This is a genomic window from Pedobacter sp. T50_32 (genome assembly GCF_057652195.1).
The window spans coordinates 1,118,802-1,132,002 of record NZ_JBYFBY010000001.1 but is presented as its reverse complement, the minus strand read 5'-3'; the positions used below and the strand labels follow the sequence as shown (position 1 = coordinate 1,132,002).

The following is a 13,201-nucleotide window of genomic DNA, read 5'->3' as shown; positions in this document are numbered from 1 at the left end:
AATCTATACTCATGCGATAAAGCCCCACCAGATCTAGGTGGGGCTTTTTAGGTTTTTATACCTCTTAAAACCTTGAAAAAGGTGGTGTGAGAACATTTTAGTTTTTCGGCACATCCTAATTTTCGGGATTAATTAACCATAAAAATTTTAATCAAGAACATGAAAAAAAGATTACTGTTATTGATGGTACTGACTACATGTTGCCTTGCCCTGTTCGCCCAGCAGCGAACGATTACCGGCACGGTAACTTCCCAGGAAGATGGAAAACCAATTCCCGGAGCGTCAGTACGCGTCACCGGAACTAATGTCGGCACCCAAACCGGTACTGATGGAAAATTCGTCCTTGGGATCGGCCCAGAGGCAAAGTCCCTTGAATTTTTCTCGATCGGTTTTGTGAAGAAAAATATCGCTATAGGCAACGCTACCACAATCAACACTTCACTCGAATCGGACGTGAAGAGCCTGAGCGAAGTGATGGTGGTTGCCTATGGCACACAGAAGAAACAGGCCATTACCGGATCCGTGGCCACAATCGGCACGGCTGAGATTGAAAAAAGGACAGTGACCAATGCCACACAGCTCCTGACCGGAGCATCACCAGGTATCAGTACCTCGTCGGGCAATGGACAACCTGGAACCGGCGTATCCATTCGCCTGAGGGGCTTTGGATCCTTCGCCGCGTCGAGCGAGCCGCTGATCATTTTGGATGGTTCCCAGTATGATGGTAGCATTGGAGATATCAATGTAAATGATATCGATAATGTATCCATTCTCAAGGATGCCTCTTCCTCTGCACTTTATGGTGCCAGGGCGGCCAATGGCGTGGTCATCATCACTACCAAAAGAGGTAAGACGGGTGCTTCGCAATTGAATGTCGCGGTCAACCAGGGATTTGCAGAAAGGTCTATTCCAGAATATGAAAGACTGAACGCCTTTGAATATTATCCCGCATTCTGGTTGGCATTGAAGAACAACTATATGTTTTCGGCTTCACCCGCGCAGCCAGAAGCTACCGCCGCACAGAATGCGACCAATAACATTCGCACGCAATTGGTCTATAACCCCTTCAACGTTCCCAACAATGCGATCGTTGGCACTGACGGGAAGATCAACCCAAATGCAAGTTTGCTCTATGACGATTTCGACTGGTTTGCACCCTTGGAAAGAACTGGAAAAAGAACAGATGCCAACCTGAGTTTCTCTGGCAGAAATGAGAAGTCAGATTACTATGTTTCGCTGGGCTACCTGAATGATATGGGCTATATCATCAAATCCGACATCAAAAGGTTTACGGCAAGGATCAACGCCAATTCGCAGCTCAAGCCTTGGCTCAAGACGGGATTCAACCTGTCCGCCTCATTAGCTAACCTCAACAATGCCTACGACAGTTCAACTGGTAGCGCCAACAGTTTCGTTAATGCTTTCAGCTTCACCAGATCTATGGGACCTATCTATCCTGTGCATGCGAGGGATGCTGCTGGAAACCTGATCTATGATAGTTTACAAGGTATGAACTGGTTCGATTATGGCCTACATCCCGGAGCAGTAAATCGTCCTCAGGGAGCTTCTCCAGGACGTCATGTCTATTATGAGACGCTGTTGAATGACAATCTATCCAAAAGGAACAATGTCGGAGGTCGGGGCTATTTGGAGATCCGTTTCCTCAAGGATTTCACTTTCACCCCTTCGATCAATATTGACATCAGGAACAACAGGGCAGATGTCTTCTGGAGTCCTTTGGTCGGCGATGGTGTATCTTATGCCGGCTATGGTGCCAATACCGGAACGACGACCAGGTCGTATACCTTTAACCAGATCCTAAACTATAATAAAACGATCGGCAAAAATGCCTTTGCACTAACGCTTGGTCACGAAAACTATGATTATAATGCAAGTAACTTCAGTGTTTCCAGAGCTGGGATCGTGGCCTTGGGAATCAAGGATCTTGGCAACTTTGTCTCTATCCTTGGCGCTGGCGGGGTAACCAATAGGGAAGCCATAGAATCCTATTTCTCCAAAGCCACCTATAACTACGATGAGAAATACTTTATCGAAGGTTCATTGAGAAGGGATGGAAGTTCAAGGTTTCATCCAAACAACAGATGGGGCACCTTCTTTTCGGCGGGAGCTTCCTGGAGTATATCAAAAGAGGATTTCATCAAACAGCAGCGCTGGATCGACGACCTGAGATTGAAACTATCTTATGGAGAGGTTGGAAATAATGCCCTGTCATCCTTCTATGCCTATGACGCCTATTTCGACTTGGGCTGGAACAATAATTCGGAGGGCGGTGTATTGTTGAGCTCTATGGCAACGCCGGACCTGAAATGGGAGACCTCCAAAACGACCAATCTAGGTTTGACCTTCTCCCTTTTCAAACGCAAGCTTTACGGAGAATTCGAATATTTCAAACGTGGCTCGGGTCAATTGATCTTTAGTTTACCATTGCCACAATCAGATCCCGTAACGTCAAAACTAGCCAATATCGGCTCGATGGAAAATAGAGGGTTCGAGCTACAGTTGGGCAGCCAATTGATCAAGGCTAAGAATTTCAGCTGGGACTTGGTGACCAACTGGACTATTTTCAAAAATGAGATTACCAAAATGCCGAATGAAACGCCAACGATCATATCTGGAACAAAAAAAAGAGAGGTAGGCAAGGATTTTTATGCCTATTGGTTAAGGCAATATGCTGGAGTTGACCCTTCAGATGGGGCAGCACTTTATCTACCAGCAGAGGGAACACCAGCTGCCAATATCCGTACCGTAAATGGCCAACAATTTGTCACCAACCAGACCTACGCCAAGTTTGACTATTCGGGAACAGCTATTCCGGACCTTACCGGATCGGTATCTAATACCTTTAGCTATAAGGACCTATCGTTATCATTCTTGGTCAACTACCAGATCGGGGGGAAATTCTACGACAGCAACTATCAGGGATTGATGAGCCTATCCTATGGTGCTGCACTACACAAGGATGCGCTGGATTCATGGTCTACCACAAACAAATCAAGCCATATTCCACGTCTCGATATTGGCAACACGACCAATATCAATGCTGCTTCGAGCAGGTGGCTGATCGATGCTTCCTATCTGAGCCTGACCAATGTCAACCTATCTTATAAACTGCCTAGCAAATGGTTGGGCAAGATCGATGTCAACAGCGCCAGGATATTTATTTCTGGAGAGAATCTGTTGCTGTTCTCCAAACGTAAAGGATTGGATCCAAGGGAGGCTTTCGATGGTGTAAATAGCAGCACCTATCTGCCAAGCAGGATATTGAATTTTGGTATCAACCTATCATTATAAGCAAATGAAAAAGACTTTATTATATTCGGGCATTTTCATATGTCTAGCAGCTGTCAGCAGTTGCAAAAAAGATTATCTGGATATTTCTCCTACCGACAAGGTGAAAGCCGATGCGGTGTTTACCAGTGTTGAGAATGCAAATACCGTTCTCAACGGTATTTATCGCTACATGTTCCAAAGGACTGATGTAACCACCAGCAATGCACAGGGCAAACCTGGAGTGGGCGGGATCCTTTTGGGACTGGACTTTATGGGAGAGGATCTTCACCAGGTCAATGCTACCTGGTTCACCTCTACGGGTGAGGGAAATTGGATTGCTCCAAGGACCGACACCCATGCCTCCAACCTTTATTACTACAGGACCTTCTTTCGTATCATCGGAAATGCCAACTACATCCTTGACAACATAGATAAGGTAACGGGAACACCAGAAGCAAAGGCAAAGGTTAAAGCTGAAGTTTTGGTGTTAAGGGCCTATGCCTACTCCTATCTGGTACAGCTTTATGGAAAGAGATATGATGCCGGCAGCAAGCCTAATGTCCAACTGGCCGTACCGCTCCTGCTTAATTCTACCGACTCAAAGAAACCAAGGGTTTCGGTGGAAGAGATCTATACGGCTATACATAAGGATCTGGATGCTGCCATTGCGCTTAACCAGACGGCCAGGCTGACCAAGTCGCACTCAAACATTTGGATAGCCAAGGCGTTAAAGGCAAGGGTCGCTTTAACTATGCAAGATTACCCGATGGCCATTGATTATGCTAAACAGGTGATCGATGGAGGCGCTTTTCCATTAATGGACCAAGCAGCCTATCAAAGCGGTTTCAATAATGCTCCTAACCTATCTGAGGTCATGTGGGCCATGATGCCCAATGCAGAGCAGGGCGATACCTTTGGATCCTTTTTCGCGCAGATTGCCTATAATGCCAATACCTCCTACCAGCGTGGAACACCAAAATTGATCAATAAGGCATTGTATGACCAGATACCCACAACCGATGTAAGGAAAAAGATGTGGGAGGCCGCGCCAACTGCAGCTAACTTTCCCCTGCCTTCTACCGCCTTTAGCAGAGTTCCCTATATGAGCAGGAAGTTTTCTGTTAAAAACGTTGGGGATCCTTCTTTGGGAGATGTGCCTTTGCTACGAAGTTCGGAAATGCACCTGATCTTGGCAGAAGCCTACGCCAAATCTACCACGCCACAGGATGCGTTAGCGCAAGATGCACTTTTTGTCCTAGTATCAAAAAGGGATGCCAGCGCCGTCAAGAGTACCAATACGGGAACTGCCCTGATCAACGAAATCCTTTTCAACAGAAGGATCGAACTTTGGGGAGAGGGATTCAGGTATCTCGATCTGAAAAGATTGAACCAGCCTTTGGACAGAACAGTCGTGCCTAATTTTACGGCCACTTCGGTGTCCAACGTATTACTTATTCCCGCAGGTGACGTGAAATGGCAATTTTTGATCCCTAGGGCAGAAATTGATGCCAATCCGAACATAGGACCTCAAAACCCATAACTTTTTCGACCAACTGTCTTAACGACAGTTGGTCTTTTTTAATCTATCACTGAATGTGTAGCATCAGCAGCATGATAAATCTTTAACAAGCAATATTTAAATCGGACAATGGACCTACTTACTTTGCAAACGGATCGTCTACAACTCAGACGTCTTACGGACTATGACTATGACCTGATCATTCAAACCCTCCCCGATAAGGAGATTATGGATCTCCTCAACATTGGCAGCGCAGAGCAGCTGGCGTTGGAAAAACGGAAACAACAGCAGGGATATGCCACTTACAACAAAAAACTATTGGTCTTTCAACTCCTTGATCGACAATCTCTGCGGAACATCGGATGGTGCGGGTATCATAACTGGTACACCGATCACTGCAGGGCGGAGATTGGATATGCCCTGACCAATCAGGCTGACCGGAATAAGGGGCTAATGTCAGAAGCACTAGAAAGGATACTGGCATATGGTTTTGCGGAAATGAATTTGAACCGGATCGAAGCGTTCATCAGTCCGGTCAACTATGCTTCGCAAAACCTTGTCAAGAAATTTAAGTTCAGGAAAGAAGGCGTGCTAAGGGGACATTACTTCAAGAATGGACTTTTGGAGGATTCATTCGTTTATGGTTTGTTAAAATTTGATATCACTACGTATGGAAATTGACGAACTTCAGCAATTGTGGCAGTTGGTATCCCAACTCCATGATGGTAAGAAATACGGGGGTAGAAACCAGGACGAACAGGTCGAATATATTAACCACATCGGCAGCGTAGTTTTTGAACTATCCTATGCCTCGGAACATTCTCCCGAATTGGATAAAGATTTGATGCTCAAATGTGGTCTGTTGCATGATGCGGTTGAAGATACGAACTTTACGCTTTTTCAGATCAACAAGACCTACGGTTCGGCCGTCGCCGCAGGAGTAGCCGCCCTGACCAAGGACCTGACCATTAACGACAAGATGGGGCAAATGCTTGACAGCCTCCAGCGCATTAAACAACAGCCGAAAGAAATATGGGCAGTAAAGATGGCGGACCGTATCTGTAACCTGTTTGCACCTCCATTTTATTGGGATCAAGATAGGAAATTGGATTATCTACAGGAGTCCCATCTTATCTATAAGGAACTATGTGAGGCAAGTCCATATCTTGCACAACGCCTGAAGGTCAAGACACTGAACTACATGACATTCTTGGAATAATTAACCCAATTTGAAATACGCCCCTGAGCGATCAACGAAATAACTAATCCTGCAATCGTACAATCATCTAAAAAAAACGATTGACGAATTAGCATATAGATAACTTATGGATAGATTTTTATCCAATAGACAGCTTATATGTTTAGATACCAATACATGATCTACATTCGCCCCCAGCATTCTCCAAAGTCAGCTTCGTTGACTTGTAATCTAGCTGAAACAATCGATCCTCTCTAACACAGGTAAAAATCCTTGCCAGCATTTTAAAACGTATAGCATTGATGACACTCATTTTTGGTTTGCCATCAATCTCTGTTCTCCGATGGAAATAACTCGCGAGTTCGGGGTCAAACCGTTTTGCTGAAACGGCACAGGTATGCATCAGTGACTTCATCTGTCGATTCGAATGCTGCGATACCCTTGTCCTTAATCTAATTGAAGTACCCGATCGATGTTCGAAAGGCGCTACACCACAGTAGCATGCGAATTTTTTGTGGTCGTCGATGTCGATGAACTCATTGGTCGTTAGTATAATTTTTAAGGCTGTAACATGTCCAACACCCTTTATCGAAGTGATTATAGTCATGAGCCTATTAAGCTTTTTGTCTGATGTCCAGAGCTGTCTGATGTAACTATCAACACGTAAGATATCACTACACAGTGATAACAACGTTCCCTCACATAACTTTTTGTTCATATCAGAAGCAGTCTTTTGTATAAAAGAGGTCTTCTTCAACTAAAGGTGTCCTTAAGGATTTCTGTACTGTAATGAGTCTTTCCCTTAAAGCAGTTAATCTCGTCAACGCCAATATTATCGGACGTTTTACCTTCCTCAACGGAAGTTCATCCCTACTTTTGACAAGGTATCCGGCAATCCTTTGGGAATCTAGTTTATCATTTTTTCCCCTGACCGTTCCCAAAGAATTTTTGATGTACAGAGCATTTTGAACTATAACGTTTGCTTTGATTTTTTCCAGAACCGTCAGAAGATGATTACAGTAGATACCCGTCTGTTCCATTCCGAAGACGGAACTACGGATAATAACACCGTGTTCCTTTTTAGCATCCTTGATGAAATTTTGGATTTCGTATGTGTTATTACCAATTTTATAGTGTGCCAGCACTGTCCTGCTAAACATGATGGTGATATCTAAATCATTTTTTGAAACATCAACACCAAAGAAATGGTCAAATCGCCAGTTTTTTAATTTCTTCATTTTCCTATTGTGTGCCCTAATAATCGGTCAATCGAAGTAAAAGATTCCCATTTATGATTAGCCGCTACGAGAACATACTTTCTCAATAGTAACTAATTACCTTTCTTTTGAGCATTTCGCGGAATGAGAACGCATCCACCTGTTTACGGTTGGGACTTTAGCTTTTTGTTAGGTCATACCTTAGCTGTTTATAAGTCCTCCCAACCGCACTGACAATTTTCGATGCCCCATTCGTGCTCCTAATAGGTCCTTCCTGAGAGGTTTCAATAATTCTGCGGATACAAGGAAATCAGATAAAAGAGGCGTTAGCGTTTAATTTACCTACTACCGCTCGTCCTGTTCGTCCATTCTCTTAATCAGGGCATCACGCAGGCTGTCAAGGAATTTTGTGCGGTTCATTTTTCGGGACTTGAGTTCTAAAAATGTATGGTAAAAATCGCCCAAGTCAATATTAAAATGGTTTTCAAAAAATCTAACAATGGTAATAATTTCTGTATTCCCATTGTTAAATACACCTTGCGAATGCACTGCGTAAATCAATTCGGTCGCTGCCGCTTTAGTTCCCGTCCAATTTAAGGGCGAATTAGCAAACGACTTTCTATTCTGATAGTTATGTAGCTGGTCTTCAAGATAGACCTGTATCCGGTCATTCGCTATAATTTTCGCTACTTTATAATCGTGGGAAGTAGAGAACCGATGGTCTGTTTCAAAATATACGGTATCTAAACTTAACTTGATGTCGTGCTGTCCACGAACAAAATATTTGCAATCAAGATAGGTACTGTCGGTTCTGTAATATTTGCAGAACTCAATATTTCGGTCATAAAACCTTTTGAGTTCCGACATTTATTTGTTGAGGTAGTTTTCTACAACTTCTTTTCCTCCGAATGGATTTTTTGCCTCTATCTTATAAATTGCATTGTAAAAGATGAGTTTCGCAACAATGGCAGGTTTTTGATATTTGAAAAAACGAATTTCATTGTCTTTGTCATTGAAACCCATTTTTAAAACAAATTCTTTCATTTCCGACAAGCATTGCACAATTAGAGGTATAATAACTTCTATGCGTTGTAAGGGATTGTCAATATCAAGCTCAATTGCGGCGATTTCCCTTTCCAACTTACTGCGTGTTTCATTGTAATATACTTCCATTTTTTATTACCATTATAGGTTTGCATTTTGAAAATTGTCAGTGCTGTCAAACGCACCACCTTAACCAATCGACAAACCGCTCAATGTATCTCCTAATGCCTGAATAGTTCTGTCCATTATCTTCCAACATTGACCGTAAGACTTTTTCTGCATATTTATTCATTGTTTCTCCGATTTCTTTCTGCTCAAAACCTTTTTTGAATAACTGTTTTATTTCCGGTTCATTGGACGAATTAAACACCACGGAGGCATAGCCGATTACCTGTTTTTGGCAATCGACCAACGCCAAGGGCAAACCAAATGCTTCTGTCAAAGCAGCAGCATTACCGTTCGCTTCGTTGTATATGGAACGTATAAAGTGTAAATCTGATAGATATACGTTTCTGATTTTTAGTTGCCCATCCATAGTTTATTTTACCTGTCCTTCAAAGCCCTTAATGCCGAGGTAATGGAAATCACATCCACCACTTCCTGCAATCCTGCACCAATCAATGCCGGTAAAACACCGAAGGCTGCAATCAGCATCAGCACGGTACAAACGGCAATGCCAATGAAAACGGATTGACGGGCAATCTTCATCGTTTCTTTGGAAATGAGAATAGTATCACTCACTTTTTGCAGATTGTCTCTTAAAATCACCACATCAGCCGAATCGCTGGCGGCACTCGAACCTTTAGCACCCATCGCAATGCCTACATCGGCAACGGTTAACGACGGTGCATCGTTCACGCCATCACCCACCATTACAACCGGGCGAAATTCGTCGGGCATACTTTTCAGGATTTTTAGTTTGTCTTGAGGCAAACAGCCACCGTGCACTTCCGTAATGCCAATTTCTTTGGCAATGTTTTCAGAAATACTTTGTTTATCGCCGGAAATCATCATAATTTTTTGGATACCCATTTTTAGTAATTGGGCAATGGTTTGCCGGGCTTCGGGACGCACCTCATCGATAAAGGTGATTTCCCCAACATATTTGTCATTCACCGAAACAAACAACGAGGTTTTTTCCGTTTTAATTTGAATGGGTTCAGCCGTTACAAAACTCAGTTTACCTACTTTCACCAGTTTGCCATCAACTTTTCCTTCAATACCATTTCCTTCTATTTCCTTTAAATCTGTTGCCAGAAGAATCGTTTTATCGCCGATATATTTCATCACCGAAACCGCCAAAACGTGGGAAGATTGCTGTTCCACGCTGGCTACAAAATCAATCAGTTCGTCTTTCGAATAAGGATTTTCCGGGTTGATGTTGTCCACGATAAGATCGCCTTTGGTTAAGGTTCCGGTTTTATCGAAGGCAATGGCTTTCATTCTGTCCAGCTTTTCGATGACGGTTCCGGATTTTATCACCACGCCATTTCTGCTGGAACGGCTCATCCCTGCGATCAAGGCAATGGGAGCTGCAAGAATTAATGGGCAGGGTGAAGCCACCACCAAAACTTCAGCAATGCGATTAGGATCTTTGGTAATCAAATAAGCAATTCCAGCAATCAAAAAGGCAACGATGGTAAAAGGCAAAGCGTATCGATCCGCCATTCGTACAAAATGAGCAGGCTCTTTTTCGGAATGATGAACCAACTGCACGAGCTGCTGGTACTGGCTGTCTTTGGCGAGTTTGGAAACCTGAATGGTAATGGCTCCCGAACCATTCACCGAACCCGACCATAGGCTGTTTCCTTTTGTTTTGTTGACCGGTTTTGATTCGCCTGTGAGCGAAGATTCATCCAGCAGCACATCTTCACACAGTAAAATTCCGTCCACGGGAATAATTTCCTTGGGTTTTACGATGATAAGGTCGCCGATTTTAATATCATCCACCGGAACATCTTCTAAATCGTCACCTGTTTTTTTATGGGCAATTCGGGGGGTGTTATCGAGCAGTGATTTTAAATCTTTTCGGGCTTTCTTCTGAGCGTAATCTTCCAACGAATCACCTCCGGTAATCATTATCAGTATAATGAGTGCCGCCCAGTAATTACCAACGGCTAAGGTTGCTGCAATGGCAGAAATCGCCAAAATATCCACTCCAAAATTCCCGGAACGAATCACATCGATCATTCCTTTAAGAAGAACAATGGACATCAAAATGCCGGTTGCCGTAATTAAGATTTTAGCATAATGCGGTTCTTTCAGGATAAATTCCAGAACAAGTGCCACTAAGGCAATGCTGAGAACGATAATGAATTTATATATATTTTTCATTTTTATAATTTTAAAAGTTTAAAGACAAACCTAATCCCATTGTTTTATTTTGATAAAACGGATATACAAGAGCACTATTTTTGCTATGATCTTTTGAAAATAATTGACTGACTTTTGGGAACAACCAATAGGCAACTTCTGTGGAGAGAATTCCAATACCAGCACCTGCAACCACATCACCCACCCAATGTTTATCATTCAAAATGCGATAAACTCCCGTAAAAACAGCAATTGGATAACCAGACAAACTTAACCAAATATTTTCATCCTGATATTCCCGAAACATAAAATGTGCTGTTGTAAAAGCAGTTGTAGTATGTCCCGAAGGAAACGACAAATTATTAGAACCATCTGGTCGTTCTTCTCTCACCAAATGCTTGGTAGGTAATACGACAGCACTTGAAATCAGCAACGATGTGCCTAAAATAATACTTCGGTCTTTCAAATTATGTTTTCCTTTAAGTCCAATAGCATTTAATCCATAAACCAATATTGCAGGTACGTATTGGGTATAATTATCCAGTTTTATTTTATCCGGCTGATGCTCCCCAATTTCATATTGGGTGGAACGGTTCAGCTGTTTCAGATCATCAGACGTCAGGCTCAGGATTCCGTATCCGATAAAAACAGAAGGTACAATCAGCTTTTTATATTTAAATTGATAGGCGTGGTCAAATGATTGATCCATCTTTTGACCTGTTACCAAACTATCCGTTTGTGCTATTCCCAATTGATAAACGCACAATATGAGTATCAATAATAAATGTCTCATTCTTAAATTTATTAATCATCTCCGCCAATCATTTTGGAAGCAATTCCCTTTTGAGCTGTTTTTTCTGCCAGCCAAATCCCGCCAAAATGCAAAATAATAAAAATCGGAAACCAGTAAATTGCCCATTTATGAATGGTTTCCATTGTATCTTTCAGGTCTCCATTCCTCCATTTCAGGTAGGCTCCGGTGATGGATGAAACAATCACAAACAAGTAAAATAGCAGATAAATAAATCCCTGAAATTTTTCTTTTGCTGATGTATTTGCCGAAAAAGGATTTGGAAAACGAATGCCCTTTACCAACATATAAATGATGCGAACCGCAATGATTACAAAGAAAACATACGCTGCATATTCGTGCCATTGCCACATAGGGTCCAGAATGCTTTTTACTGTTACGATGGTTTGTTCATTGGTTAAATCAATGCCTTGCATATTTTTTTCAATAGCTCCCAGAATGGCTTTTTTACCCATCCAGTTGATCCGAAGAAATCCGGTGATAAACAAAACCGTCATTAGTAGAGCTGTGCCCCAGTGTAAACCACGATGAAGCGGGGTAAATATTTTTGTTGAATTTCTCATTATTTTAAATTTTTATATCAGATTTTATCTGACTGTTATTCTTCATCTTCACTGTTATTTTTCAACTTCATCAATATGGTATAGGCGTTTTTGACCACGATTTTCTTACCTTGAAAATCAGCAAAGTTGAGGATTTCAACAAAACCATTTTCGGAAATTCCCAATGTGACCGGGACCATCTTCCAGGTCTGTTTCCCGGTTTCTGTAAAGACATAACTTTTCCCTTCAAAATCCACCACGCTTTCTTCCGGAATAGCATTGGCAAAAGAATTTTCTGTTTTCACTTCGGCATTCATATACATTCCGGGAATGAGTGCAGGATCGTATTTTTCAAAATGACAATGAACCTCAGCCATGCCGCTTCCGTCCACATCTTTACTCGTCAGCAAAATTTCGCCGGCGTATTTTTTTGAAGGATCTACATTGGTATAAGCCACAATCCGTTGCCCGGTTTTCAGCATTTCCAAATCCTTTTCATACACCTTTAGATTGAGGTGAATATCCGATGGATTGATAAGTTCAAAGAGTATATCCGAAGGCGTTACATATTTGCCGATATTCACGTTCACCTTGCTCACAAAACCGTTGATGGTGCTGTAAACTGGTACGCTCCGCTGAATATTTCCGGCAGATATTTTAGCCGGGTTTATATTAACCAACTTCAGTTGCTGGGCGATGGAATTCATCAGAATCTGCTGACTGTTCATTTCGGATTGTGCCTGCTGCATCACTTTATCACTACTTGCCTGGCTTTGGTTGAGCTTATTTTGTCGGTTATAATCCAGTTGAGCAAAGTGATATTTGGATTTTGCCATCAGATAATCCTGCTGCAACTGTACAAACTGCGGATTTTCGATAACGGCAATCACCTGACCTTTAGCAACTTTCATCCCAGGCAAAAGGCGGGTGCTTTTCAGATAGCCGCCCAGCGGTGTACTTACGGAAACCAGATTTTGTGGTGGTACATCAATTTTCCCGTTTAGTTTCAATACGGTGGAAATATGCTGCATCGACAGTTCTGTGCTTTCAATCGGGGCATTGCGTAACTGTGCATCGGTGAAAGTAACCGTGTTTTCGTCTTTCGGATTGGCCTTTTTGGCGACGGTGGTTTCTTGTTTTTGTTGGCATTGAACTGCGGAAAGCAGCACCATCAGAACCAAAAAATAAGTACCGTATAATTTTAATATTTTCATTTTCTTGTCTAATTATATATTGATTTGAAAAATTTTGTTTGCGGTTTAAAAT

Annotated in this window: 11 protein-coding genes and 1 pseudogene; 4 read left to right on the top strand and 8 right to left on the bottom strand. The window is 42.4% G+C overall.

Translation table 11 applies throughout. From position 1 onward, the window contains the following. Positions 1-159 precede the first annotated feature (159 nt). The 4 genes from AC23ME_RS04900 (at position 160) to AC23ME_RS04885 (ending at position 6,029) form a co-directional block, all read left to right on the top strand. Complete coding sequence (locus AC23ME_RS04900; RefSeq protein WP_487726622.1) at positions 160-3,312, top strand: SusC/RagA family TonB-linked outer membrane protein; 3,153 nt, start codon at positions 160-162, stop codon at positions 3,310-3,312. A 4-nt stretch (positions 3,313-3,316) separates the two neighbouring features. Beyond that, the gene (locus AC23ME_RS04895; protein WP_487726621.1) at positions 3,317-4,831 is read left to right on the top strand and encodes a RagB/SusD family nutrient uptake outer membrane protein; all 1,515 of its coding nucleotides are present in this window, start codon (positions 3,317-3,319) and stop codon (positions 4,829-4,831) included. 108 nt (positions 4,832-4,939) lie between these two features. Continuing rightward, positions 4,940-5,491 (top strand): GNAT family N-acetyltransferase, encoded by a 552-nt coding sequence (locus AC23ME_RS04890; RefSeq protein ID WP_487726620.1) that lies wholly within the window; start codon positions 4,940-4,942, stop codon positions 5,489-5,491. Beyond that, positions 5,481-6,029: a hypothetical protein gene (locus tag AC23ME_RS04885; protein ID WP_487726619.1), complete on the top strand. Its 549-nt coding sequence runs from the start codon at positions 5,481-5,483 to the stop codon at positions 6,027-6,029. The genes AC23ME_RS04890 and AC23ME_RS04885 overlap by 11 nt, the downstream gene beginning before the upstream one ends. A gap of 142 nt (positions 6,030-6,171) precedes the next feature. On the opposite strand, the gene AC23ME_RS04880 is transcribed toward AC23ME_RS04885, so the two are convergent. The 8 genes and pseudogenes from AC23ME_RS04880 to AC23ME_RS04845 form a co-directional block, all read right to left on the bottom strand. After that, the gene (locus tag AC23ME_RS04880; protein WP_487726618.1) at positions 6,172-6,615 is read right to left on the bottom strand and encodes a transposase; all 444 of its coding nucleotides are present in this window, start codon (positions 6,613-6,615) and stop codon (positions 6,172-6,174) included. 112 nt (positions 6,616-6,727) lie between these two features. Beyond that, positions 6,728-7,246 carry an IS110 family transposase gene (locus AC23ME_RS04875; RefSeq protein WP_487726617.1) on the bottom strand — a complete coding sequence of 173 codons (519 nt, stop codon included), beginning with the start codon at positions 7,244-7,246 and terminating at the stop codon, positions 6,728-6,730. Between the two features lie 324 nt (positions 7,247-7,570). Then, positions 7,571-8,248: pseudogene (locus tag AC23ME_RS04870) on the bottom strand (RteC domain-containing protein). Positions 8,249-8,444: 196 nt separating this feature from the next. Beyond that, positions 8,445-8,804, bottom strand: a complete 360-nt coding sequence (locus tag AC23ME_RS04865) for a hypothetical protein (protein WP_487726616.1) — start codon at positions 8,802-8,804, stop codon at positions 8,445-8,447. An 8-nt stretch (positions 8,805-8,812) separates the two neighbouring features. Beyond that, positions 8,813-10,603 (bottom strand): heavy metal translocating P-type ATPase, encoded by a 1,791-nt coding sequence (locus AC23ME_RS04860; protein ID WP_487726615.1) that lies wholly within the window; start codon positions 10,601-10,603, stop codon positions 8,813-8,815. A 10-nt stretch (positions 10,604-10,613) separates the two neighbouring features. Next, complete coding sequence (locus AC23ME_RS04855) at positions 10,614-11,375, bottom strand: phosphatase PAP2 family protein (protein WP_093099842.1); 762 nt, start codon at positions 11,373-11,375, stop codon at positions 10,614-10,616. Between the two features lie 11 nt (positions 11,376-11,386). Further along, the gene (locus AC23ME_RS04850) at positions 11,387-11,956 is read right to left on the bottom strand and encodes a cytochrome b/b6 domain-containing protein (RefSeq protein ID WP_487726614.1); all 570 of its coding nucleotides are present in this window, start codon (positions 11,954-11,956) and stop codon (positions 11,387-11,389) included. Between the two features lie 35 nt (positions 11,957-11,991). Continuing rightward, on the bottom strand, positions 11,992-13,149 hold the full coding sequence (locus tag AC23ME_RS04845) for an efflux RND transporter periplasmic adaptor subunit (RefSeq protein ID WP_487726613.1): 1,158 nt from the start codon (positions 13,147-13,149) through the stop codon (positions 11,992-11,994). Between the last annotated feature and the right edge of the window lie 52 nt (positions 13,150-13,201).

What these genes read in the sequence shown, in the direction of transcription:
- AC23ME_RS04880 (WP_487726618.1), bottom strand. Translation starts at nt 6,615, where the DNA reads ATGACTATAATCACTTCGATAAAGGGTGTTGGACATGTTACAGCCTTA.
- AC23ME_RS04875 (WP_487726617.1), bottom strand. Translation starts at nt 7,246, where the DNA reads ATGAAGAAATTAAAAAACTGGCGATTTGACCATTTCTTTGGTGTTGAT.
- AC23ME_RS04845 (WP_487726613.1), bottom strand. Translation starts at nt 13,149, where the DNA reads ATGAAAATATTAAAATTATACGGTACTTATTTTTTGGTTCTGATGGTG.
- AC23ME_RS04850 (WP_487726614.1), bottom strand. Translation starts at nt 11,956, where the DNA reads ATGAGAAATTCAACAAAAATATTTACCCCGCTTCATCGTGGTTTACAC.
- AC23ME_RS04855 (WP_093099842.1), bottom strand. Translation starts at nt 11,375, where the DNA reads ATGAGACATTTATTATTGATACTCATATTGTGCGTTTATCAATTGGGA.
- AC23ME_RS04895 (WP_487726621.1), top strand. Translation starts at nt 3,317, where the DNA reads ATGAAAAAGACTTTATTATATTCGGGCATTTTCATATGTCTAGCAGCT.
- AC23ME_RS04865 (WP_487726616.1), bottom strand. Translation starts at nt 8,804, where the DNA reads ATGGATGGGCAACTAAAAATCAGAAACGTATATCTATCAGATTTACAC.
- AC23ME_RS04885 (WP_487726619.1), top strand. Translation starts at nt 5,481, where the DNA reads ATGGAAATTGACGAACTTCAGCAATTGTGGCAGTTGGTATCCCAACTC.
- AC23ME_RS04860 (WP_487726615.1), bottom strand. Translation starts at nt 10,603, where the DNA reads ATGAAAAATATATATAAATTCATTATCGTTCTCAGCATTGCCTTAGTG.
- AC23ME_RS04900 (WP_487726622.1), top strand. Translation starts at nt 160, where the DNA reads ATGAAAAAAAGATTACTGTTATTGATGGTACTGACTACATGTTGCCTT.
- AC23ME_RS04890 (WP_487726620.1), top strand. Translation starts at nt 4,940, where the DNA reads ATGGACCTACTTACTTTGCAAACGGATCGTCTACAACTCAGACGTCTT.